The organism is Anaerobacillus arseniciselenatis (genome assembly GCF_001865995.1).
Classification (GTDB): Bacteria; Bacillota; Bacilli; order Bacillales; family Anaerobacillaceae; genus Anaerobacillus; species Anaerobacillus arseniciselenatis.
Map to the genome: position 1 here is coordinate 55,299 of NZ_MLQQ01000045.1, position 22,808 is coordinate 78,106.

General features: G+C 37.4%; 23 protein-coding genes and 1 riboswitch. Of the genes, 6 read left to right on the forward strand and 17 right to left on the reverse strand.

The genetic code is table 11. From position 1 onward, the window contains the following. Positions 1-32 precede the first annotated feature (32 nt). The 3 genes from BKP35_RS16855 to dcuS form a co-directional block, all read right to left on the reverse strand. A complete protein-coding gene (locus tag BKP35_RS16855) occupies positions 33-1,223 on the reverse strand; it encodes an NAD(P)-dependent malic enzyme (RefSeq protein WP_071314550.1) in 1,191 nt (396 codons plus the stop codon). A gap of 126 nt (positions 1,224-1,349) precedes the next feature. Beyond that, positions 1,350-2,057, reverse strand: coding sequence for a response regulator (locus BKP35_RS16860; protein WP_071314551.1), 708 nt, complete (start codon positions 2,055-2,057; stop codon positions 1,350-1,352). After that, positions 2,050-3,648, reverse strand: coding sequence for a DcuS/MalK family sensor histidine kinase (gene dcuS / locus BKP35_RS16865; protein WP_337959655.1), 1,599 nt, complete (start codon positions 3,646-3,648; stop codon positions 2,050-2,052). The genes BKP35_RS16860 and dcuS overlap by 8 nt, the downstream gene beginning before the upstream one ends. Positions 3,649-4,386: 738 nt before the next feature. Here dcuS and BKP35_RS16870 point away from each other — a divergent pair. Next, a complete protein-coding gene (locus tag BKP35_RS16870) occupies positions 4,387-4,722 on the forward strand; it encodes a hypothetical protein (protein WP_071314552.1) in 336 nt (111 codons plus the stop codon). A 278-nt stretch (positions 4,723-5,000) separates the two neighbouring features. On the opposite strand, the gene BKP35_RS16875 is transcribed toward BKP35_RS16870, so the two are convergent. From BKP35_RS16875 to BKP35_RS16900, 6 genes are all read right to left on the reverse strand, one after another. Then, a complete protein-coding gene (locus BKP35_RS16875) occupies positions 5,001-6,221 on the reverse strand; it encodes a YecA family protein (RefSeq protein WP_084031719.1) in 1,221 nt (406 codons plus the stop codon). A gap of 553 nt (positions 6,222-6,774) precedes the next feature. Further along, entirely contained in the window at positions 6,775-6,936 is a 162-nt protein-coding gene (locus tag BKP35_RS16880) for a hypothetical protein (RefSeq protein WP_169819255.1), read from the reverse strand. Between the two features lie 187 nt (positions 6,937-7,123). Beyond that, complete coding sequence (locus tag BKP35_RS16885) at positions 7,124-7,354, reverse strand: hypothetical protein (RefSeq protein ID WP_071314554.1); 231 nt, start codon at positions 7,352-7,354, stop codon at positions 7,124-7,126. Positions 7,355-8,030: 676 nt separating this feature from the next. Beyond that, on the reverse strand, positions 8,031-8,231 hold the full coding sequence (locus tag BKP35_RS16890; protein WP_071314555.1) for a cold-shock protein: 201 nt from the start codon (positions 8,229-8,231) through the stop codon (positions 8,031-8,033). Positions 8,232-8,377: 146 nt separating this feature from the next. Next, the gene (locus BKP35_RS16895) at positions 8,378-9,826 is read right to left on the reverse strand and encodes a DEAD/DEAH box helicase (protein WP_071314556.1); all 1,449 of its coding nucleotides are present in this window, start codon (positions 9,824-9,826) and stop codon (positions 8,378-8,380) included. Positions 9,827-9,921: 95 nt separating this feature from the next. Then, positions 9,922-10,365 (reverse strand): HEAT repeat domain-containing protein, encoded by a 444-nt coding sequence (locus BKP35_RS16900; RefSeq protein ID WP_071314557.1) that lies wholly within the window; start codon positions 10,363-10,365, stop codon positions 9,922-9,924. Positions 10,366-10,786: 421 nt separating this feature from the next. On the opposite strand from BKP35_RS16900, the gene BKP35_RS16905 reads away from it, so the two are divergent. Then, positions 10,787-10,984, forward strand: a complete 198-nt coding sequence (locus BKP35_RS16905; RefSeq protein WP_071314558.1) for a type II toxin-antitoxin system HicA family toxin — start codon at positions 10,787-10,789, stop codon at positions 10,982-10,984. 12 nt (positions 10,985-10,996) lie between these two features. Continuing rightward, positions 10,997-11,377: a toxin-antitoxin system HicB family antitoxin gene (locus tag BKP35_RS16910; protein WP_211274638.1), complete on the forward strand. Its 381-nt coding sequence runs from the start codon at positions 10,997-10,999 to the stop codon at positions 11,375-11,377. Positions 11,378-11,523: 146 nt separating this feature from the next. On the opposite strand, the gene BKP35_RS16915 is transcribed toward BKP35_RS16910, so the two are convergent. Beyond that, positions 11,524-12,504, reverse strand: coding sequence for a tRNA dihydrouridine synthase (locus BKP35_RS16915; RefSeq protein WP_071314588.1), 981 nt, complete (start codon positions 12,502-12,504; stop codon positions 11,524-11,526). Between the two features lie 152 nt (positions 12,505-12,656). Between BKP35_RS16915 and BKP35_RS16920 the strand changes: the two genes are divergently transcribed. Beyond that, entirely contained in the window at positions 12,657-13,430 is a 774-nt protein-coding gene (locus tag BKP35_RS16920) for an RpnC/YadD family protein (RefSeq protein ID WP_071314559.1), read from the forward strand. On the opposite strand, the gene BKP35_RS20290 is transcribed toward BKP35_RS16920, so the two are convergent. The 6 genes from BKP35_RS20290 to BKP35_RS16945 all read right to left on the reverse strand — a co-directional run bounded on the left by BKP35_RS20290 (position 13,402) and on the right by BKP35_RS16945 (position 19,993). Next, the gene (locus tag BKP35_RS20290; RefSeq protein WP_420534847.1) at positions 13,402-13,578 is read right to left on the reverse strand and encodes a DUF6979 family protein; all 177 of its coding nucleotides are present in this window, start codon (positions 13,576-13,578) and stop codon (positions 13,402-13,404) included. The two genes, BKP35_RS16920 and BKP35_RS20290, sit on opposite strands and share 29 nt — an antisense overlap. Positions 13,579-13,648: 70 nt before the next feature. Beyond that, a complete protein-coding gene (gene cobO, locus BKP35_RS16925; RefSeq protein ID WP_071314560.1) occupies positions 13,649-14,209 on the reverse strand; it encodes a cob(I)yrinic acid a,c-diamide adenosyltransferase in 561 nt (186 codons plus the stop codon). 35 nt (positions 14,210-14,244) lie between these two features. After that, positions 14,245-15,294: a nicotinate-nucleotide--dimethylbenzimidazole phosphoribosyltransferase gene (gene cobT / locus BKP35_RS16930; RefSeq protein ID WP_084031720.1), complete on the reverse strand. Its 1,050-nt coding sequence runs from the start codon at positions 15,292-15,294 to the stop codon at positions 14,245-14,247. Further along, positions 15,281-16,810, reverse strand: a complete 1,530-nt coding sequence (locus tag BKP35_RS16935) for a cobyric acid synthase (RefSeq protein WP_071314561.1) — start codon at positions 16,808-16,810, stop codon at positions 15,281-15,283. Before BKP35_RS16935 ends, cobT begins: the two co-directional genes overlap by 14 nt. Next, a complete protein-coding gene (locus BKP35_RS16940; RefSeq protein WP_071314562.1) occupies positions 16,803-18,179 on the reverse strand; it encodes a cobyrinic acid a,c-diamide synthase CobB in 1,377 nt (458 codons plus the stop codon). Before BKP35_RS16940 ends, BKP35_RS16935 begins: the two co-directional genes overlap by 8 nt. A gap of 236 nt (positions 18,180-18,415) precedes the next feature. Next, positions 18,416-18,608: riboswitch (cobalamin riboswitch) on the reverse strand. A 119-nt stretch (positions 18,609-18,727) separates the two neighbouring features. Beyond that, a complete protein-coding gene (locus BKP35_RS16945; protein ID WP_071314563.1) occupies positions 18,728-19,993 on the reverse strand; it encodes an MFS transporter in 1,266 nt (421 codons plus the stop codon). 505 nt (positions 19,994-20,498) lie between these two features. Here BKP35_RS16945 and BKP35_RS16950 point away from each other — a divergent pair. After that, positions 20,499-20,696, forward strand: coding sequence for a hypothetical protein (locus tag BKP35_RS16950; protein WP_071314564.1), 198 nt, complete (start codon positions 20,499-20,501; stop codon positions 20,694-20,696). Between the two features lie 101 nt (positions 20,697-20,797). Here the strand turns inward: BKP35_RS16950 and BKP35_RS16955 are convergent, their stop codons facing one another. Then, on the reverse strand, positions 20,798-22,210 hold the full coding sequence (locus BKP35_RS16955; protein ID WP_245741993.1) for a serine hydrolase domain-containing protein: 1,413 nt from the start codon (positions 22,208-22,210) through the stop codon (positions 20,798-20,800). Between the two features lie 185 nt (positions 22,211-22,395). Between BKP35_RS16955 and BKP35_RS16960 the strand changes: the two genes are divergently transcribed. After that, complete coding sequence (locus BKP35_RS16960; RefSeq protein WP_084031721.1) at positions 22,396-22,779, forward strand: N-acetylmuramoyl-L-alanine amidase family protein; 384 nt, start codon at positions 22,396-22,398, stop codon at positions 22,777-22,779. The last annotated feature ends 29 nt before the right edge of the window (positions 22,780-22,808 follow it).

Genomic DNA, 22,808 nt, shown 5'->3' on the forward strand with positions numbered 1-22,808 from the left:
TCACTCCTTCTCATATTCTCATATTTATCAACTTAACTAGTCTTTTCAGTAATCTTTCCTTTTTCAAGTACACAACTAGCAACGGCTTCTGCCACGACTTTCGGCACTTCTTTGTTCAGTGCATTAGGAATTACATATGTTGCCGTTAATTCATTATTAGGAATAATGTTTGCAATCGCATAAGCTGCAGCAATTTTCATCTCAACGGTGATGTCTGACGCCCTAGCATCTATTGCTCCGCGAAATATCCCTGGGAATGCTAATAAGTTATTTACTTGGTTTGGATAATCTGAACGTCCAGTCCCAACTACTTTTGCTCCTGCTGCAAGTGCTTCCTCCGGGTAGATTTCTGGGATCGGGTTTGCCATGGCAAATACAATAGGATCCTTCGCCATTTTTTTAATATGAGCGGAATTTAGTGCAGCTGGTCCAGATACACCAATAAATACGTCAGCACCAATAATTGCATCAGCTAATGTTCCAGTAATGTTTTCTTTATTCGTAACTTTAGCGATTTTTTGTTGACTTGGATTTAACCAATGTTCGCTTTTATTCACAACACCTTCTAAACTGACAAGCGTAATATTAGTAAAGCCTGCTTCTAATAGTAATTTAGCAATCGAAATTCCTGCAGCACCAGCACCATTAATAACAATGTTCACCTGTTTCATTTGTTTTCCGACGACTTTTAATGCGTTCAATAAACCAGCTAACACCACAATCGCTGTTCCATGTTGATCATCATGAAATACTGGGATATCAACCTCTTTCTTTAAACGCTCTTCAATCTCAAAACAACGTGGTGCTGAGATATCCTCTAAATTGATGCCAGCAAAAGTTGGTTGTAACGCTTTCACAATGGCAATGATTTCATCAACATCTTTTGTATCAAGACATAATGGGAAGGCATCAATATTGGCAAAGTTTTTAAAAAGCATACATTTCCCTTCCATGACCGGCATGGCCGCACCCGGACCAATATCACCGAGTCCTAAAACTGCAGTTCCATCGGTTACAACGGCTACCATATTTCCTCTTGAAGTAAGATGATTTAATTCCTCTGGCTTTTTCTCGATTTCCTTACAAACATCCCCAACACCAGGTGTATAAACTAGACTTAAATCCTCTAGACTATTAATCTCGACTTTACTGTTAACACCTATCTTCCCCTTATAGTCGCGATGCAATTGGATCGCCTGTTCCTTTAAGTTTTGAGCTTTCATTATTTGTCCCCCTTGTTGAAATCGGTTTCATTTAACCTACACTCAGTTTAATAAATTTGAATATTTTGTGACAGTTTATGAAACTTAAGAAAACTTTTGTAACTAAAAAAAGCGACCATAGGCCGCTTAAAAAAGGTTTTGAAACGTTGATTTACTCAAGTCTCTGTTGATGTATAGATAAACTGGTCTTCCAATTGCTCCGTAAGTCATTCTTTCTCCAAGGACGCCGATTTCCAATAAATACTTAATATATTTCCGAACAGAAACTCGTGATACTTGCACTTGTTCTGCGATTTCATCGGTTGAAAAGGCCTCTTCATTTTTTTCAAGAATAGCTTCTACAATGACTTTAAGGGTATTAGACGTTAATCCTTTCGGTAAAGACATATGTTTTTTCTCATTTTGCATTAAAAAATTCCGATCTAATTCTTCCTGCTTTAGGGACTTTTGGTTTTTAAGTAAATAATACTTTTCTTTATAGTTCGTAAGGGCTTGATTAAAACGTTCAAATTCAAATGGCTTAATAATATAGTCTACCGCACCGTAGCGTAATGCAGTCTGGATCGATTCAACATCATCCGCCGCTGTTACTAGAATACAATCAATACTGCATTTGTTTTCCTTGCGAATATGTTGTAATAGTTGTAAACCATTCTTCCCTGCCATATAGATATCTAATAGCAGTAAATCAATTTGTTGTGATTTGATCACAACCTGTGCTTCGTTAAAAGACCTCGCCACTGCTACTAATTCAAAGCCTTCTATTTCTTGTAAGTAACGTTTATTCAATTCAGCTACCATTGGATCATCTTCTAAAATTAATACTTTAATCATGGAAATTCTCCTTTATTTCATATGGAACCTCAACAATAATGGTTGTACCAGTTCCTTCGAACGTATCTATCGTCAAGTTACCGTTGAGATTGTCAATACTTGCTTTAACGAGAGCTAAGCCATAGCCCCGCCCTTCTCCTTTGGTGGAAAAACCTTTTTCAAATATTTCCTCTAAATCCTCTGTTTTTATACCTGAACCAGTGTCTTTCACTTCTACTGTTAAACGATTTTCATTAAGTTTTAAAATAACTTCTACCCTCTTGAAAGTGGAAGTTTCAACTGCTTCTATCGAATTATTTATTAAATTTCCTAAAATCGTTATTAACTCATGAATTTGATCGTCCGACTTTGCTATTGGGATTTTTTTAGTACTTCTAATCGTTAAATTCACACCGCATTCCTTAGCATAACTTAATTTACCTAATAAAAATCCTGATAGGACAGCATCTTGAATCTCAGCTACTTGTCCTATTTCATGATCTTTATGATTAACTAATTCATGTATGAACGTTTTTAATTGGTCATAGGCACCGATTCGAATCATCCCTAGTATGACGTGAAGATTATTTTTCACCTCATGAGATTGGGCACGAAGCGCGTCGACATATAGTTTTACACCTGATAATTGCTGGGCAATTTCTTTTACTTCTGTCTTATCTCTTAATGTTGAAATAGCACCAATGACTTTATTGTCTACAATAAGAGGAACGCGATTAACGATTAAAGAGATCTCGTTAATCGTTATCTCTTCACCAAGCTCCATTTCACCTGACTTTAAGACACGGTCCAGACCTGTCATCGGTAAGTAGCTCATCACTTCCATGCCAATAGGATTGTTCGGTAACCCCGCTTTTTTGAACATTTTTTGAGCTGATTTATTGACGAGAGTTATCCTCCCTTCTCGATCAACGGCGATGATTCCTTCGTGGACCGATTGCAGCATCGTATTTCTTTCTTCTAACATTTTTGCAATATGAGGGGGCTCCAATCCGTATAATGTTTTCTTTATGTAATTGGCAATAAATAACGCACCAATAAGTCCGAAAAGTAAACCAATTAATGAACCAATAATGACATTTCGATGATTTTGATTAATAATTTGTTGAATATGCTCGATCGAAATTCCTACAGCAACGGCACCAATTTGTTCACCATCGTTGTTAATTACCGGTGTAAATGAGCGGAGCGACGTGGTAAGAGCTCCTTCAGATATAGAGCTGTACTCTTCTCTTTGGAAAACCGCATCCTCATCGCCACCCTCAAAAGGTAAACCCACTAGTTCACTATTTGGATGAGAATAACGAATTCTATTCATATCCATTACCACGACAAAAAGAACCTCCGCTGACTGACGAACTTCATTGGCATATACCTGAACTTGCTCCACGTTTTCTTCTTCTAAACCACTTTGAACAATATTTGATTGGGCGACAATGCGAGCTACCGTAAGTGCCTTAGCTTCCTCATTATTCACACTGTTTTCGTTAATTGATCTACTAACTAACAAATCAGTAATAATCAATGACATCAGCACGACAATACATACGAGCCAAATAATTATCGTGCGCATTTTAAACATTCTAATTAACAATGGCTTCCTCCTTTTTGGTAATTAAATAAATCATTTCATAATTTGTTTCATGCTTTGTGATTATTTTCACTTTGTGTTGCTTTCATGTCAAGAAATTTCATTTTCCTTTTTTTGAGGTGTCACTCCCAGTGGGACGGGGGACAGGTCATGTCCCAGTTGATTCGCCCTTTTTCTACTACGTTAATTGGCCTCGTTTGATTAGTGGTGCCAAGTCCCGCCGAAACGAGTGTTTATTGTAATATTCATGCCTAGCCCCTACTAAGCGGACATACGTTCCGTTATTTTGTGAATTTTAGCTTTTTATTCGATTTCGAGGACATATGTTCCGTTATTTTGAAAAAAACAGCTCGAATCGATGTCGTTTTCAGCAAATAGAGGAACAGATGTCCGTATAGTTTTGAAATATAGGTATTTTCGATAAAATAACGTATCTCATGTCCGCACACACTAACCACCACTGCTTCAAAAGCATAAATCTTTTTTTCTGACACTAATCATTGGTAGTATAAGTAATTAGTAGTTTAATAATGTTATTTTAAATATAATAAAAGATAATGATGTTCACCTCTACTCTCTTTCAAAATTCGAAAAAAGATATTTTACTTTTGACGATGGTACATGGATAGTTATGTTTGGAGAAGATGGATTGATGGAAACATGTATGATGGGAAATCCTAATAACTACTTTAAAAGTAATCCTGGATATACTTACCTAGGTAAAGTAAAGGATGTGTTAAAATGAGCATTTATAAGCAGGACATTCTTAATTACGGTGAAGATGTCAATGATCTAGAAAATAGTCCATTCGAGAGCTTACGAATGTTACATGATAGAACTAAGATCCAAATGGTACTTGAAGAATTGGATTTTGATGAAAAAGTCCTCCTAGGGCGTTACGACCTAAAATTAATTGAGAATGCTAATAGAATGGTGGAACATATAAGTAACGTGTACGACTTTGAACTTTCAGATGAAAATAACATTCCTCATGAACAGTGGTGGTGGCACCTCGATAAAATCGCCAGAGGGAATTTGAATTTCGGAGTGTCATCGGAGTTAGGGAAAGTAATGTAATATTTAGTGGCACCATCACTTTCCGAAATGTGCTACCTAGAAAAGTTAAGTGCCCGGGACAGGGGGACACATCGTCCCATTTGGTTCGCCCCTCACCTTTTTGCAGATCTCATTTTTTGCAAAATAGTAAAAAGAACGTTAAAAGCTAGTGAAGCTATTAACGTTCTTTGCTATGTGGCAAGTTATGATTAAAACAATTTTTTCTTTGCTCGTACTTGGCATCTAGCTGATATGGGGACAAGGTACCTGTACCCCCGTCCTGTGAATCCATATATTACTTAATTTTTACAACATTTCTTATATTTTTTACCGCTACCACAAGGACAGGGTTCATTTCTGCCTGTCTTTTTGTAATTGCTCAGTTGTATAACTTTATTATCTTCGGCATTTGTACTAAATCGCGTTTCTTTTAGGGGCTGCAAATGTTTCTTTTCTAATTGATGGATTTCGTTTGGTGTATGGCCTTTTAAAATCCATGAACGCGTATGATTGTACAAATCCATTAGCCTGCCAGTTAAGTCTTGTACAAACTCAAACGTTGGAAATTCAAAAACACTTTGCAAGTATTCAATTAGCTTGTTTGGTGGTGCTTCTTCTTTAATCAAACTTTCTAATTGAAGCCCTACTTCCTCGAGCTCTAAATTTGAGATTTCATAATGATCTTTAAAAAACTTTAGCAAATCCATCATCGTCTTATTTTTTTCAAAATAAAATTCTTGAGAAGCTGCAATTAATTGATCTTTTGTAAATGATTTATAATCGATATTCGCTCTTTCTTTATGAGCTTTTACGATATCACTATGTGTAAAAATTCGAAAATCAACGTAACCATCATACGTCTCTTTTACTTGACCATGGTATTTGGCTGCAAATGAAAGTGTCGTAAAGAAGTTCATACGGTCAATTTTTGTACCTGTTAATTTTTCAACCTGCTTAGCAAGGTACGTGCTATCGACAACTCCATAATAATAAGTCATTCCATGTACTATACGTATGATTTCGGTATTTTCTTGAATCGCACGTTTTAACTCCGACCCGTCCGCATCTTTAAAAATTTGAATGAGTTCTGTTGGCATAAATAACACATTTTTATTATCGTATTTGCCGGGAAAAATCATACTATAATCTCTGAGAATACTTATTTGTTTAAATGAAAGATCATAGTCGTATAGGAAACCTGAATGATTTACGATCTTTTTAATTAACTTATATCGCTCGTCATCTAAAAGGTAGAGTTTACTCGCAAACTTTTCCGGGACTTGCTTAGAAAGTTCTATTGCAAGCTCTTGCTTTCTTAAAGAACTTATACCTTGTAACTGGTAATTTTTCCTGATAGAGTCCAAATCATTTTTCGTTAAACTACTAAGAGCATTCAGAAGGTTACTCGACAGATTAATTGGTTTCCAAGATTTCTCCTCATGCCTCTCCTGTAAAGTTTTATGATGCACTTTGGCTCTCTCAACAGCATCCAGTAACATTTTTCCAGTTTTTCGATCCATATTAATCTCCTCTATTTTTTTATTGATAGAATCATATAAGGAGATTATACAATAATATGAAGCAAATATAAAAAGCGCCAGCAACGGCTGCGACAGTGTCGGTATCTTCTCCTAAATTTACAGCCTTTAAAGTTAAGTGCCAGGCACTTAACTTTTACAATCTATATTTCGTACTCGGGTACTCGGTGTCACTCCCCGAAGTCATGCGCCTCTCAATATAAAAATACAGCCGACTAGATGGTCGACTGCTTTTTTAAAAATATATTCTTTTAACTCCATCTATGGGTTTTCGAAAGGTAAGTTTTTTGGAGTGAAATATTTAGAAGGTACTTCCGTGGCTATGAATTTACGTAACACTTTTTAGGGCATATACTACCATCCATTAATTTTTATTTGTTTTAATAATAAAAACTTCTTTTTCAAGTTTATTAACTTTATCAGAGTGAATTTCATAATTACCAAAAATGAGCCACATCACGAAATATATAGTTTGCGAATGGTTTTGACGCAACTATATATTGATCTTAGTGGCGAAAATAATGAATTATGAAATTCATTGAGTTATAAACCCAACGTCATTTATTCGCGAATCATTTGTTAATTCAAACTGTAGCCCAATGCCTTCTAATTTTGCATCAACATTGTCAAAACGACAGTGCATTTCAGACCTTAAATTATTAATTTCAGTTTTCATTTCTTGAAATTCATGATTCATCTTTGTAAGTAGTTCAAAGATTGATTCGTGCCAGTGCCTGTCACTCCTCGAAAATTCTTGTTTCACAGCGGCGTTTCACGGAAAGCACAAAATGTTCTAACATTCAACTATTTCACACTACAACTGAAACGCAAAAACTGGCGTGATTTTATTAATAAACGGAATGAAGCTGCTTTTCATACCAATGCTACTTCCCCAATTTGTTTTTTATTTCTTCTTCTGATAAGACTGGGTTATTTTCATTTAGAGCTTTTAGCAATTGTTTTTCTTCATCTGGGTCCGTGACCTCATAACAATCAGTTTCCTTTGAATTTTCGACTTCCATCAATAAGAATCTTCGTTCACCGACCTGAATATACGAATTTCCAGATTGAACGACTTTTTTAATGTCTAAGTTATCAATTTTTATAGGTTTCATTTAAAACACCCACTTAGCATTTTTTATAATTATAAATGATTAAAGACAATTAATAAAGGATTGCTTGCCACTCTCCCGCATCGGTGTCACTCCCCGATAAAACAAATGCCAATACCCAACTGGGCGTTCTTTCACTTTCTGAAAAGGTCCCGAACCCCCACCAGTGCACGTCACATCTTATCTATAAAAAGGTGCCTGGAACTCAATGGGCATTATCCTAGTTGAAATTTTATTAGGTTTTTTGACGAAAACATGTTATGCTCTATCTAACCATTTTAATACTTGTATCATGTTTTCTTTGAGGCTGGCTAAAATGTCTAATCCATTAATTACGAAAATATAGACTCTTTCTTAACATTGGTCTATTTTTAAGTTTTAATTAGGATGCGGCATTAATTAGTCAGCTTTTTTGATACAATTCATTAACTAAAGATCCAGCTTGCAGCGAACAGTCACAGCAAACAAGAAAAGCGCAAGGCGCCCGCCTATCGGCGAAAACCACTGGAAGGCCTGCCTGTAGCGGTCAGGTTTTAGACCGCAAGGGAAGGACTGAAGTGGTCGAGCCGATGGCGACTGAAGCTAGACAGCTTTCGTGTTAAAATGTTATCCACAAATGATTTGTATTTATAATTTCCTGACAACAAAAAAAGGACTCTATAAAAGAGTCCTTTAATAATTATGCCTTGTTTACGTTAGTAGCTTGAGGTCCACGTTGACCTTGCTCAACGTCAAAAGTAACTTTTTGACCTTCATCTAAAGATTTAAACCCTTCGCCTTGGATAGCTGAGAAATGTACGAATACATCGTCTCCACCTTCAACCTCGATGAATCCGAATCCTTTTTCTGCGTTAAACCATTTTACTGTACCTTGTTCCATGTTTGTTTCCTCCTGTGTGGATGTGTTCCACTATTTATTACTATTATTGCTCAATTATCAAAGGGGAAAAGTTTAAATACTAATTCTTTCCTTAAAGAACGAACAAAAATAATTCTTTTTTATAATAACAATTTAAATTCAAAATGTCAAGCTTTAATGGCTAAGCTAACCTTCAGTTTCTTTCCTTTGATCGTTGTATTTTCCATTGCTTCTAACACTAACGAACCTTTTCCATTATGAATATCAACGTAGGTTAACGTATCTTGGATAGTGATAATCCCAATATCCTCTACCGTTACCCCAGGAATATTAGCAATCGTTCCAACAAAATCTACTGGTCGAAGCTTCTTCTTTTTCCCACCACTAAAATGGAGCTTCATAATATCTTTATTTATCCGTGCCGTTTTATTATTTCTAACGACTCGACGGCCACTAATTTTTTCATCAAAAGCAGCTTTTCCTCTAGAAATTGCCTCCTCACAAGGTGCCTCCATGAGCGGTATGGAAAAACCAATGTACTTTTCGATCCCTTTAAGGGACTTCCCATCGTTTGGTGTAGCAAACGTAATCGCTTTTCCTTTATTACCAGAACGGCCCGTTCTTCCTGTTCGGTGAACATAACCTTCTTTTTCCATGGGTACGTCATAGTTAATGACTAACGATACATTGTCAACATCAATTCCCCTAGCAGCAACATCGGTCGCAACAAGATAACGGAAATTCCCCTTTTTAAAACCGTCCATGACGGAAAAACGGTTTTCTTGCTCTAATCCACCATGAAGTTTTTCACAAGAATAATTAGCAAGTTCTAATTCGGTAAACACCGAATCCACATGCTCTTTCGTATTGCAGAAAATAATACAACTGTCTGGATTCTCCACTACCGTTATATCTTTAAGGAGCGTTAACTTCCCTTTTGGGTTAACCTCAATTAAATGATGTTCAATCGAAGCAGTAGTAACCCCTGAAGACGCTGGCTCAATATGCTTAGGATTTTCCATATATTTATGACAAAGATTTTCGACATCTTTAGGCAACGTTGCAGAAAACACCATCGTCACTCTGTTGGCAGGAAGTGCTTTAATAATCGCTTCCACAGCGTTGATAAAACCCATATTTAGCATCTCATCTGCTTCATCAATAACGAGATAATTAATGTCATCCAATGCTAAGGTTTCTCTTTCCATATGGTCTAGTACCCGACCAGGTGTTCCAACAACAACATGATTTCTTTGTTTCAATTCCTCTTTTTGTTTTGAGAAGGGCTCTTTTCCATAAACAGCCATGGCTTTGATCCGCTTAAATCTACCAATATTGGCGATATCCTCCCGAACTTGAACTGCAAGCTCCCTTGTTGGTGTGAGAATTAACGCTTGGGGCTTTCTTTCCTCCCAATTCATCATTTCACAAATAGGGATTCCAAAGGCGGCCGTCTTCCCGCTACCCGTTTGAGATTTGACTACTAGATCTTCCTTTTTCATGGCTAGTGGAATTACTTCCCCTTGAACCTCTGTTGGCATTTCATATTTCATTAATGAAAGTGCGCGTTTTATTTCCTCACTTAACTGATACTCATCAAAACTTCGTTCACTCATACCCTAACCCCATTTTTTTTAGTTTCTATTTAGGCTTTGTTAATGTTGGAGGTTCAAAAAGCTCAAAAACGGAGCTTTTTGAACTGTCTTTTAAATTATCTCGTCCGTAATTCAGACCACAATTGCTCAAGCCACTTATCAAAATCCGTACCCTTTTCTCCTTCATATGTATCATACACATCAATTCTCATCTTTTTCAGTTTTTCTTTGAAATCTTCATAGGAGTGATCCTTAGGCAAGCTCTTTTTTATACGAACAAGGATTTTTTTCGTATCTTTAATGGCATCGCCTTCCTTCTGTTCCGGCATTGTTACCTGTTCTCCTAAGGCTTGAAGTTGACGGTAAGCAGCTTCCTGAACTTTATAAACCGAATCACCTGTCATGCTATGCTTTAACAATTCAATCGTCTCTCTCGTCTTCCACTTCCCCAACTCTTCCACCGCGTCCAATCGTTCCCGCCAATTTGCTGTTCTATTGATGGACTTTTTTAATTCATCGAAATTCGCAGGTAAATCTGTTCTTTCTTCATGATTACTCAAATCATTCACCCCTTCTTCTCTTTATATATTCACCCAAAACCCTAAAAGAAAGTTTACCTTTAATTGCATTTTAACATACAAGTTTCGAAACGGTGCCTGTCACTTGTTTTAGCCCACCCTCTTTTTGGTTGTGGTTTTCATAAAAGCAAAAATGAAAGTAAATACACAACTACCGCAATGTAGATTATCTCACGTATAGCTCTAGTTTACTTACCCTCATTTTGTAGTCATCCTCTTCATTTTCTAGTGGGACAATGTACCTGTCCCCCTGTCCGCTTGAGGATTAACACTAGATGACTGGTTAGGTCTTTTGCTAGAACTTTATATATATTTTTAACATAAAAGGGTTATAATGATACTAAATGTGATACTATATTATAAAGAGGTGCTGAAGTGGCTAGTGTTGAAAAAATAAGAAAAAATGAAAACTCAACCTAGAGGAATACGGTATGCAGATGCAGCAAAGGTTCTTAATCATTTCGGTTACATATTGGTAAGAAAGAAAGGTTCGCACAGGCATTTCCGAAATGATGCAGGTGATTTAATAGTTTTAAAAGAAGAAAATCCTTTAAAAATCTCTTACATCGAAGATTGTTTAAGTAGAATTAACGAAATCTAAGGAGATGGTGTCATGTCTAACATAAAAGTTAAAGATATTAATTATTATATGTCTCTTGACTATACAGTAGTAATAAACAAGGTCAAAGACGAAGAAAAACCTTATTATTATGGGAAAATAGCAGAATTAGATGGGTGTCATACTACATCGGACACAGTAGAAGAACTCTTAGAAGAACTTGAAGAAGTGAAACAGGATTATATTGAAATTAAACTGGAATATGGAGACCCAATTCCAGAACCAAATGAATTGCCTAGTGGTAAAATTGTTCTAAGAATGCCAAAAACACTTCATTGGAGATTAGCTGGTGAGGCTAAACAAGAAGGCGTTTCGTTAAATCAATATATGATTTACAAACTAAGTCAATCCATTAGAGAAGATGAAACTCAATAGACGATCATTCATTAAGACCGGCAGTTGTTGCCGGTCCTTTTGCCTATTTCGATTCATGCGTTTACTTACCTTCATTTTGTAGTCATCCTCTTCATTTTCTAGCGGGACATACCTGTCCCCCTGTCCGCGGAATGGGGGCACTCCTACTATTCCTCCATGCCCTCAAATTTCTTTGATTGAAATTTATCGAGCAATTCACGCACTTCATCTGTTGACTCTGTGTTCATTAGTTGATTTCTCAATTCACTTGCCCCTCGAAATCCCTTGACATATATCTTAAAAAAGCGATGAAGAGCCTTAAACGGACGTAGCTCTAATCCTGAATATTTATCATGGAGATCCATATGCATTCGTAAAAGATCAAGTAATTCCTTACTGCTATGATCTTTCGGCTCTTTTTCAAAGGCAAATGGATTATTGAAAATACCACGGCCAATCATAACCCCATCAACACCATATTGGCGGGCGAGCTTCAAGCCAGTTTGACGATCAAGAATATCGCCATTGATTGTCAAGAGTGTATCTGGTGCTATTCGGTCACGAAGTTCTTTAATCTCCGGGATCAGCTCCCAATGCGCATCTACTTTACTCATTTCCTCTCTTGTCCGCAGATGAATGGAAAGATTTGCAATATCTTGTCTCAATATGTGAGTCAGCCATTCGTGCCATTCGTCGATATCCGTGTAACCAAGCCTTGTCTTGACACTTACCGGCAATCCGCCTGCCTTTGCTGCTTGTATTAAATCTGCTGCAACTTCTGGACGTCGAATAAGGCCACTTCCCTTCCCATGCCGTGCCACATTAGGTACAGGACAGCCCATATTGATATCCACACCCCTAAACCCAAGTTTCGCCATACCAATACTCATTTGCCGAAAGTTTTCAGGTTTATCTCCCCATATATGGGCTACAATTGGTTGTTCATCTTCTGTAAAAGTCAAACGCCCACGTACACTTTTATTTCCCTCGGGGTGACAATAACTCTCACTGTTTGCAAACTCTGTAAAAAACACATCTGGTCTGGCTGCTTCACTCACTACATGGCGAAAAACAACATCCGTCACTTCTTCCATTGGTGCCAGTATAAAAAAAGGTCGTGGTAAATCACGCCAAAAATTTTCTTTCATATTCAAATTCAAATCCTCTCATTATTATAGGATCGAGGCCAAACCTTGTTCCCAAAATTAAACCCAAAATGCCCCTGTTTCTTTTACACTTATACCATGCTTAAGCACAGGTATCAAGTAATGAAGAGGTTGAATTTAATCAACTTACCTTTTTGTCAGAAGAACTATTCACTGATATAATTAAAGGCGAAGAACGGCGCGTAGACATCCTTGTGAAAACGAAGCTAAAAGGGAAAGATGTAGCGATTATCGTTCATACAGAAACCCAAGCTTATTATCAAAAAGACTTCGCTGAGCGGATGTTTATCTACTTTAGCCGACTATATGAAAAACATCGAAAAGCGATTATTCCAATTGCTGTGTATAGTTATGATGAAAGAAAAAATGAACCTAACACATTCCAAATATCAATACCGACATTACCAATTATGCAATTCGAGTTCTTGACGCTAGAACTAAACAAAAAGAATTGGAGAGAATATATAAAAGATGAAAACCCAGTAACTGCAGCATTATTAAGTAAGATGAACTACACAAAAACAGAGCAGGATGAGTTAAAGCGAGAATTCTTTCGCATGCTAATTAAACTTGAAACAAGATACGATAAAGCGCGAATGGCCCTAGTTTCTGGTTTCTTCGAGTGCTATCTACCTATAAATTTAAACGAGGATGTTCAGCTTTTAGAAAAAGAAGAAAGGGTGAAAGTAGTGGAACTTATGAACTCATGGGAACGGAAAGGCTTTGAAGAAGGGATTGAAAAAGGCATTGAGAAAGGCCTAGAAGAAGGAATTCAAAAAGGCATTGAGAAAGAAAGGAAAGAAATGATATTCCGCTTGCTTGACCAAGGTTGTGACATGAAAACAATTACTACAGTCACCCAATTATCGGAAAAAGAGGTTAAGAAAATAATATTGGAAAATAAGTAACCGCCAGAAAGAGGGTGGCCCAAAAGAATCTGACACCATGCGGATACAACTTTATTAATTCATTGTTCCATAATGAAAGCACGACATCCATTTGGGCATTATGAGATTTTTCTTCTCCTTCTAAAACGCGCTTCCATAGCTCGTTCAATTGCCTGCCAAATCGTTATTGTTTTACTCCATAGTTATTGTTTTACTCCATAATGGAAAAAGTTTGCCTTTTAAAATTCAATTCCTTGAACGGCAGGAATTCTTTCATCATAATAATGTTTCATTGGATGCATTTCAGTTACTAAATCTGCAATATTTATGATTTCCTGCTTTGCGGAACGGCCTGTAATTGTCAAATGGATATGTTTAGGACGATTTCGAATAACATCTACGACTTCATTTAATGGAAGTACATCATCAATTGGGAAACGTTCGATAGCAAGGGCATTGTTTAATTCGTCTAAAATAATGACATCATAGTCCCCTGATAATACTTTCTCTTTAGTAAATTCCCACGCTTTATAAAGCTTATCGCGGTGTTCTTCGGGTGTCTTCGTCCATGTAAAACCACTCCCTAATTGGTGCATCTCAATTCCTATCTCATCAAACATCATCTTTTCTCCATAGGTACGTTCTGGAGACTTAATAAATTGAAGAACTAAAACTTTTTTCCCCTGCCCTTTAGCTCGAATAGCTAAGCCAAGGGCAGCTGTTGTTTTTCCTTTTCCATCTCCTGTATATACTAAGGTTAAGCCTTCGTTACAATTATCCTCAACTTTACCTACATTCATGGCGCTTACCACCTCTCCTTGTTGACTATTATCAATCAGTATTTTTTATCACTAACACCTGCTGAAGTAAAGGTTGCCATTTCTTTCAACATTAATGTTGCAGATTGTAAGATTGGGTGGGCAACAGCGGCACCGCTTCCTTCCCCTAAGCGTAATCCTAAATCGATGAGAGGCTCCTTCTCTAAAAGTTGGACGGCTGTTTTATGACCTGGCTCCACTGAGCGATGACTAACGATCATATAGTTTGCGGCTCTACTATCTATAAGTTTTGCGATAAGTGCGGCTACTGTGCAAATAAACCCGTCAACAAGGATTGGGACTCGCCTACTAGCCGCTGCTAGCATTGCTCCTGCCATAGCTGCGATTTCTAAACCACCAATTTTCACAAGGATATCGATTGGATCAGAAGGATCAGGCTTTCTTGCTTTTAACGCTCTTTCAATGACCTGTTGTTTATGAACTATTTTTTCCTTTGGAATACCAGTCCCAAAACCAACAAGTGATTGAACGTCCTTCCCACTTATCGCGGCCAAAATGGCACTGCTCGTTGTCGTATTTCCGATTCCCATTTCTCCTAAGATCAGGCATTTTACCCCTTTTTTAATGAACTCTTCTGCTTGTGTAAATCCAATATCAATCGCTTTTTCTGCTTCTTCTTTCGTCATGGCATCTTCTTGGCAAAAATTCGCTGTACCGTTGCGAATTTTTTTACTTATTAAATCTTCACCTTCTATGTCAGTGGCAACCCCGATATCAACAATTTTTAGTTGTGCCGAAATTTGTTTACTAAAAACATTAATCGCAGCTCCACCCGTTAAAAAGTTTTTCACCATTTGCGCTGTTACTTCCTGGGGAAATGCAGAAACCCCTTCAGTTGTGACTCCGTGATCTGCAGCAAAAACAATCACTCCAGGTGGGGTTACTGTGGGAAATTCATCAGAAGTCATTTCTGCTATGGTAATCGCTAATTCTTCTAATCTACCTAGGCTCCCAGGTGGTTTCGTTAAAGTATTCATATAGTTTTCTACGGTACGACCTGTTTCAATATCAAGAGCTGGTATAGAGTTTGTTTTAATGATGGTCATTTTTATTCATCTCCTTCATTTGATCGTGATTTATTTTTTCATTTATTACATCTAATTGAACGTGTTTCCGTACGTGATCTGCTAATCGATCAAACGCTTTTTCACGAATTTGCTGAAAAGAAACTCGCTCTGTTATTTCAGCTAACCCCTTTTGTACGCGGAGCTTGTTTAATAATTGTTTTCTAAATTCGTCATTGTGAAAAATCCCATGAAAATATGTGCCTAAAACACGTTCATCTTCACTTTTACAACCTTCATTTCGATCTTCCAATTCAATGAAAGATTGAAATTCTCCTTCAAAAGCAGTCTGCCCCATATGAATTTCATAGCCTGATACATCGGTTAAAACACCTCCAAAAGAGAGGGTTCCCTCTGATAAAACCGTTGTTTTTTCTTGAGTAATCGTCGTTTTTAAAGGAAATAACTTTAGTCCATCCTCCATTAAATAAGGGGATTCTATGTTGTAAGGATCGTCAATCGATGACCCGAGCATTTGAAAGCCACCACACACGCCAAAAATTGTTGCATTCGTATTTTTATGTAGGGCGATAATTGCCTCTTTCAAACCAGAGTTTTTCAAAAACATTAAATCCTCAATCGTATTTTTACTTCCTGGTAAAATAATCAGATCCGGCTGTTTTAACTGTTCTGCCTTTGTTATAAAGCGAACATGACAATCAGGTTCTAAAAAGAACGGGTCGACATCTGTAAAGTTTGAAATTTTCGGATAGCGAATCACTGCAATATCAATATCTTTTGTTTGATCTTCATCAGGTTTATATTGATCAAGAATGACCGAATCTTCCGCTTCAATATTTAAGTTTGATAAATAAGGGATCACTCCAAGAACTGGCTTGCCCGTATACTGTTCAAACCATGTTAAGCCGGGTTCTAAAAGTTTAATATCACCATGGAATTTATTAATGATTACACCAATGACTCGATCACGATCTTCTGGAGATAACAGCTGTAGTGTTCCTACTAAGCTAGCAAAAACGCCACCTTTATCAATATCACCAACAAGAATCACCGGTGCATCTGCAATGTTAGCAACCCGCATATTCACAAGTTCACGATCATTTAAGTTCACCTCTGCTGGGCTACCCGCCCCCTCAATGACGATTCGTTCATATTGATTCGATAAAGAACTGAGTGCTTCTTCAATAAGCTGTAACCCTTGATAAAAAAACTCTTTTCGATATTCGCCTGCTTGCATATTTCTGTAAGGCTTGCCGTGAACGACAATTTGCGACTCATTTTCACGGTTCGGTTTGATTAAAATCGGATTCATATCCGTAGTTGCAATCACACCGGCAGCCTCGGCCTGAACACCTTGCGCCCTTCCTATTTCTTTACCGTCAATCGTAATGTAAGAATTTAAAGCCATGTTTTGTGATTTGAATGGGGCAGTACTGTATCCATCCTGTGAAAATATTCTACAAAAGGCAGTTACTAATACACTTTTCCCTGAATCTGAATGAGTACCTTGGATCATAAGAGGCAGAGCTTTACGCATATACTTTTTTCTCCTTACATTTTTGTATCCAGTTTTCTACCATTTGAGGACAAGAGGCAAAATGGAAATGTGTGTAACCAGCAACTAGATTTAGAGCCATATATCCTTCAGAAGTGACGCCACGCATTCCTTTTGTTTCATAGGCATAAGGAATTTCCTTTTTCGAATGAAAAGTAGAATAATGAAACTCATGCCCTTTCGCTTTTACACCATTTAGTAAAAGAAAGTTCCCATTCTTCCCACTAACCTCGCGATAGCCAAGCACAGCAAGTCTAGTTTGCATTTCTACTTTTCCAGGAATGATTCCGAGCATTTCATACTCTTTTTGATTCGTTGTAACTATCGCTTCGGTTAAATACATAAACCCTCCACATTCAGCTAAGGTAGGCATTCCCGCTTCAATCGCTACCTTGATCGATTCTTTTACTTCTTTTTCTTTTGCAAGATTATCGACAAATTCTTCAGGAAAACCTCCACCAAGGTATAAACCATCGACATTTTCTGGTAATACCTCACCTGCCAAAGGAGAAAAATAAACGAGTTCTGCTCCGTGTGCTTCTAGCAACTCTAAGTTTTCTTGATAATAAAAGTTAAATGCGGCATCCTTGGCAACAGCGATACGACAAGTTGTCTCTGCTTTTTTATAATAGAGTGAGAGAGTATCATCTAATTCTAAAGGATCTGTTTTAGAGAGCTCAAGCAAGTGTTCAATATTGATGGTTTCAAGAATTAAGTCACCTAAACGATCAAAAAATCCGTCAAGCTCACCTCGTTCAATTGATGGAATTAAGCCTAGGTGTCTTTCTGGAATTTCAATATCGATTTCACGCTGTAAATAACCAATCACCGGAACTTGACACTCTTGTTCGATCGCGGTTTTTACAAGCTGAAAATGCCCATCACTACCTACACGATTGGCAATGACACCTACTACATTCACCTCTTCAGATAAACACTGAAACCCTTTGACAATGGCTGCTGCACTGCGAGCCATACTTGCACAATTAACGACAAGGATGACTGGGCTATTGGTAACAACACTAATATCGGCGGTGCTTCCTTTATCGCTTCTTGGATCTTTCCCATCATAAAAGCCCATCACCCCTTCTATAATGGATATATCCGCTCCTATACTTCCGTTTTTTAATATCCCTTTCACAATTTCTTCATTTAACATCCAACTATCGAGATTTCGTGATGTTCTTTTGGTGACAGCCGTATGATAAGTAGGATCAATATAATCAGGACCACATTTAAATCCTTGAACAACCAACCCCCTTTTTTTCAATGCCGCCATTAACCCAATCGTTATCGTCGTTTTTCCTACTCCACTACCAGTTCCTGCGATGACGATGCGTCGTTCTGTCATTTTATTACCTCTTTATGATATTTAATTTTTCCATACAAAGCCTTCATGGCGGCATGCCTGCCGCCACCATCTAACATGAAAAGTCGGGTGGGTGTCCTAACCAACTAGCCACTAACCAACAAACCAACTTTCAAACAAAAAATCCTTAACACGAAGTTAAGGATTAAGAATACATATATTGATAGTTTTAAAACAAAACTATACATCATGAATCCTATCCTTCCCTCCGAAGAATAATACAAACAACTTTAAAAGCAGGTTTCCTGGCTTACGCTTCTACTTACTTTTGCTTCCTTCCCGACGTTATTGTCAGTGGATTATCGCAATTTCATCAGCGCTTACAGTAGCGGGGGCTGCATCGGTTTCTCACCGATTTCCCTATTATCTCAATACTATTTAGTATTAAGCACTTTTAAGCTTAAAATATTTAATTTTCTAAATTCATTAAACAACATTACATAAACTTTTGCAAGGGACTTCTCCAAATTTATCATATATTTTTCCAGCTTCTTTTCAAGAAAAGTAGATCGTTTAAATACACCACAACCTTACATAAGAATCTTTTCTGCATTCTTTTGTTTTTCACTAATGCTCATCACTCCAATGAGTCCAATCATCGAAAAAATCACTGGAATGATGAAACCGTAGTTGTATCCGGCACTTAAGTGACTTGAAGCAGAATTAAAATGATCCAATATCCTACCAAAAATGCTTGGCAACAATACCGCACTCAAGAAGCCACCTGTATTTGCAAAGCCAGAAACGAGCCCAGATTCTTTCATTGGAAAAGATTGGCGCACGACGGCAAAAGTTAAGGCACTTGCTCCAAAACCAAAACCAATAATAAAGAAAAGGATAATTAGTAAAGGAACGGGCGGATGGCCTTGAAAGATAAGAAATGAAGACCAACTCATAAAAATAATGAAATGAACAACGACATAAGGGCGTTTAATTGTTTCTAAGCGACTTGCAATCCAACTAGTTAGTGGGGCTCCAATCAGTGCGCCGATCAAACCAATCATAATGAGTTGACTTGCACCAGAACGGGTCATTTCATAGACATTCATCCCGTATGGCACTGCCCACGAACTAATAAAACCTAAATACCCGCCGACAAGCCCGAAATGACAAAAGAATAAAGCCCATGCTTGCCGCGTTGAAAATATTCTCCTTAATATAACCATTATTTTTTCACGTTTTATTTCGTTTTCTAAAACGACGGGCTCGTTGGGAAAGAGTTGTTTCGGTTTTTTTATCAGTACAAAGTAAAGCAGTAGCCCACATCCACACAATAATAGCCCAGCGGAAAAAAAGGCTCCTCTCCAGCCTAGTAGTTCAATCCATAAGGAGAAAGGGACAGTCGCTAAAAGAAAACCGAGGCTTCCGGTCATCCCTGCTAAACCTATGAATCGAACAAATTCTTTGGCACGAAACCATTGACTTAAAATTAATACCATGTTAACCCAGATCGTCGCATCCCCCGTCCCTGTTAAAATTCTTGCAAAAAACAAAACAAGCTCATGCGTACCGAAACTATAGATGATGGTTCCTACACCTACAAGGGCTGCACCAATGATGAGAAAAAAATTAGGACCATATCGATCAGCCAAAATCCCCATCGGAATTTGCAAACTTGTGTAAACTAAAAACTGAATACTCGTTAATAGTCCAATCGTTGAAGCAGTTACACTAAAATCGGTCATCAATTGATCCGTTATTAAACCAGGAGCTGTTCTTTGGCTCGCCATTAACAAATACGTAAACAGCACGGAAGCAAATACTACCCATCTAAATTTACTATTTTGTTTGTCCATAGATTTCAACTCCTGTTAGCTTTTACTTTATTTATATGAGTTGCCTATAGGATTGTAACAACAATTTTAACCGTGCCTGTCTACGCTTCCGTACGCTTTTAATCGAGAAATGTCAGACATGGAGAAATTTTGGTTGCAATAGCTTAGCGGACATACGTTCCGCTATTTCTTGAATTTTAGCCATTTTCTTGATTTAGAGGACATACGATACGTTATTTTTTAAAAAACAGCCTGGATCGAAGGTATTTTCAGCAAATAGAGGATCTGATGTCCGCTTAACGTTGAAATATAGCAATTTTCAATAAAATAACGTATCTCATGTCCGCTAGCAACCTTTATGAATATTAGTTCGAAGGAAAGCTGCTATCGGAATTAATTCTATAGTTGACCTCCACTTATCCAACTCTATCAGTAATTGAATGAATTCCTTAGAATTAAATCGAAAATCCCATCATATATTTCATACTGAAGATACTTAAAAGCTTAGATGAAATGGGTGAGGCAAATGGTAAATGTGAATTTTTATGAAAAAGAAGAACTTATCTTAAGTCAGCTTCTCAAAAATGTACCTGAAGAAGGTGCTGGGGTAAAAATTAAAGGGCGTAAAGGAAAAATCATAGGTGTAGAACGTACGGGTAGAAATTCCGTAAATGTTCAAGTTGAACTTATAGCTAAAAATGCAGAAGATTCCAAGAAAAGGTAGCTTTTAATCATAATTAGGTACATTTAAGAGGGTGTCCCAAAAGTGTCAGGCATCACGCGCAAGAACGGTGTCTGACACTTGTTTTGGAACACCCACGTTTTTTACTTGGCAACTTCATCTTTTACTTTTTCTTTCAATATTTGACGAACACCTAGAAATAAACCATACATTTCATTTTTTTCATTAAATAAGAATCGAATCGGTGTTTCTGCTTCGTTCATTTCGATGGTAAATAAATGCTCCCCTACTGGCCTCATCTTGTATGTGATCCCCTCATTTTCAAAATGCAGCTGATTGTCTTCTATTTTCACAGACATCTCAACTCCCTCACCAGATTTAAAATTACCTACATATTTCTTTAACTGTTCGATCGAAATTTCATAATCATTGTAAGTAGCAACAGGCTTTTCTGGTGCAAATCCTAACGCTGCATTAAAAGATGCTGCCATTAATTTGAAAGCAGGAACTCCTGCTAAATTGATAAGTACAACACTTGCCAAGCCTTTTTCAGGGATTACCCCCATATTTGATGAAACGCCTTTTAAGCTACCACCATGTTCGACGAGCGTTCCACCGTTGAAATTTGCTGTGATCATTAACCCGTACCCATAATACTTGTTTTCCTGAAATTGAACATGAGGATGGATCATTTCTTTTACACTTTCAGGAGTAAGGATTCTATTTTTGCCTACTAAACCAGCATTACGGAATATTTCCGTGTAATTTAGCATATCAGCTAACGTCGAGCGAAGAAAACCACCTGCACACATTGCCTCTGAATCCCACCAAGCACGGGAAGCGTACACTCCTTTTTCTCCTACATTATCTTTTGCATATAAAGTCGTCACATTATCTGATTTTAAAACGGTTTCAATATCAAACGTACTCCTATCCATTCCTGCAGGCTTCAGGATATTTTCTGTTACGTAAACATCGTAAGGCGTGCCACTTACTCTTTCAATGATTGCCCCTAATAGCGCGTAAGAATCATTTGAATAACTAAACTGTGTCCCAGGTTCCCCTAGTAAATCAATTTCTAACTCCCCAATAAACTTCATTAACTCATCATAATTATCGATCGGGTCATGTTCCTTTAATCTTTCAAGCTGCTTTTCAGATACAGAAGAATCATTTTCCATCGTTCTTCTCATCGCATGATATAAAGTTGGGAGCGGTGGTAAACCTGCCGTATGTGTAAGAAGATGATGAACCGTGACCTTCTCTGTATGCTCTTTACTATTAAACTTTAACTCTGGAAGATAAGTAATCGCTCGATCATTTACAGATAATTTCCCAGCTTCTTGTAGCTGCATAATGGCAACGCCCGTAAACGATTTTGTAATCGAAGCAATTCCAAAGATCGTCTCTTTCGTAACTTCTAAGTTTTCTTCTACATTTCGGTGGCCGACGCCGCGCTCATAAACCACTTCCCCATCTTTAGCAACACCAAGGGCAGCTCCTGGTGCTTTATACTTTTCTAAAATTTTTTCAGCATAATTTTCGTAATTCGTCACCCAGTTTTGTTTATCCCTCTCAACGCACCACTTTCTAATCATAGTTTGTAAGCAATTTATTTCTATAATCTAAATATTCTATACCCTACAATCCTCACATACCCAGCTTATTGGTTGTTTTTTACCCGTTCCACATTTTTCACAAGGATTTTTCTTTTCTTCCTTTTTCATGAGTATTTCCTCCAATAGATTTAAAACAAAGAAAGCTAATTGCTGATGTGATTAACCCGAAAATTTTTATTAGCTTACATGTAAATTGGTCAAAAAATAAAAACCTTAGAGGACCTGTAGTTATTTATCAAGTAAGCGGAGAAAGTTATCATATAGCTCAAATCATTCAAGATCATCTCAATAATTATTATGGAATAAAAAAACCTATTCTAAAAGGAAACCCTTACTTTCTTATGAAAAAACTCGACATGCCATCGACCATTGTCGAGCTTGGCTATATTAGTAATCATAAGGATTTTAAAATATTAACTGAGGAAAGCTCCCAAGATGAACTTGTCGCAGCCATCGTCAGCGCAATTGAGGAATATTTCTTACTTTACCCAGCGGAAAGCGAGTGAAGTGTCCGGGACAGGGACCTGTCCCTCCG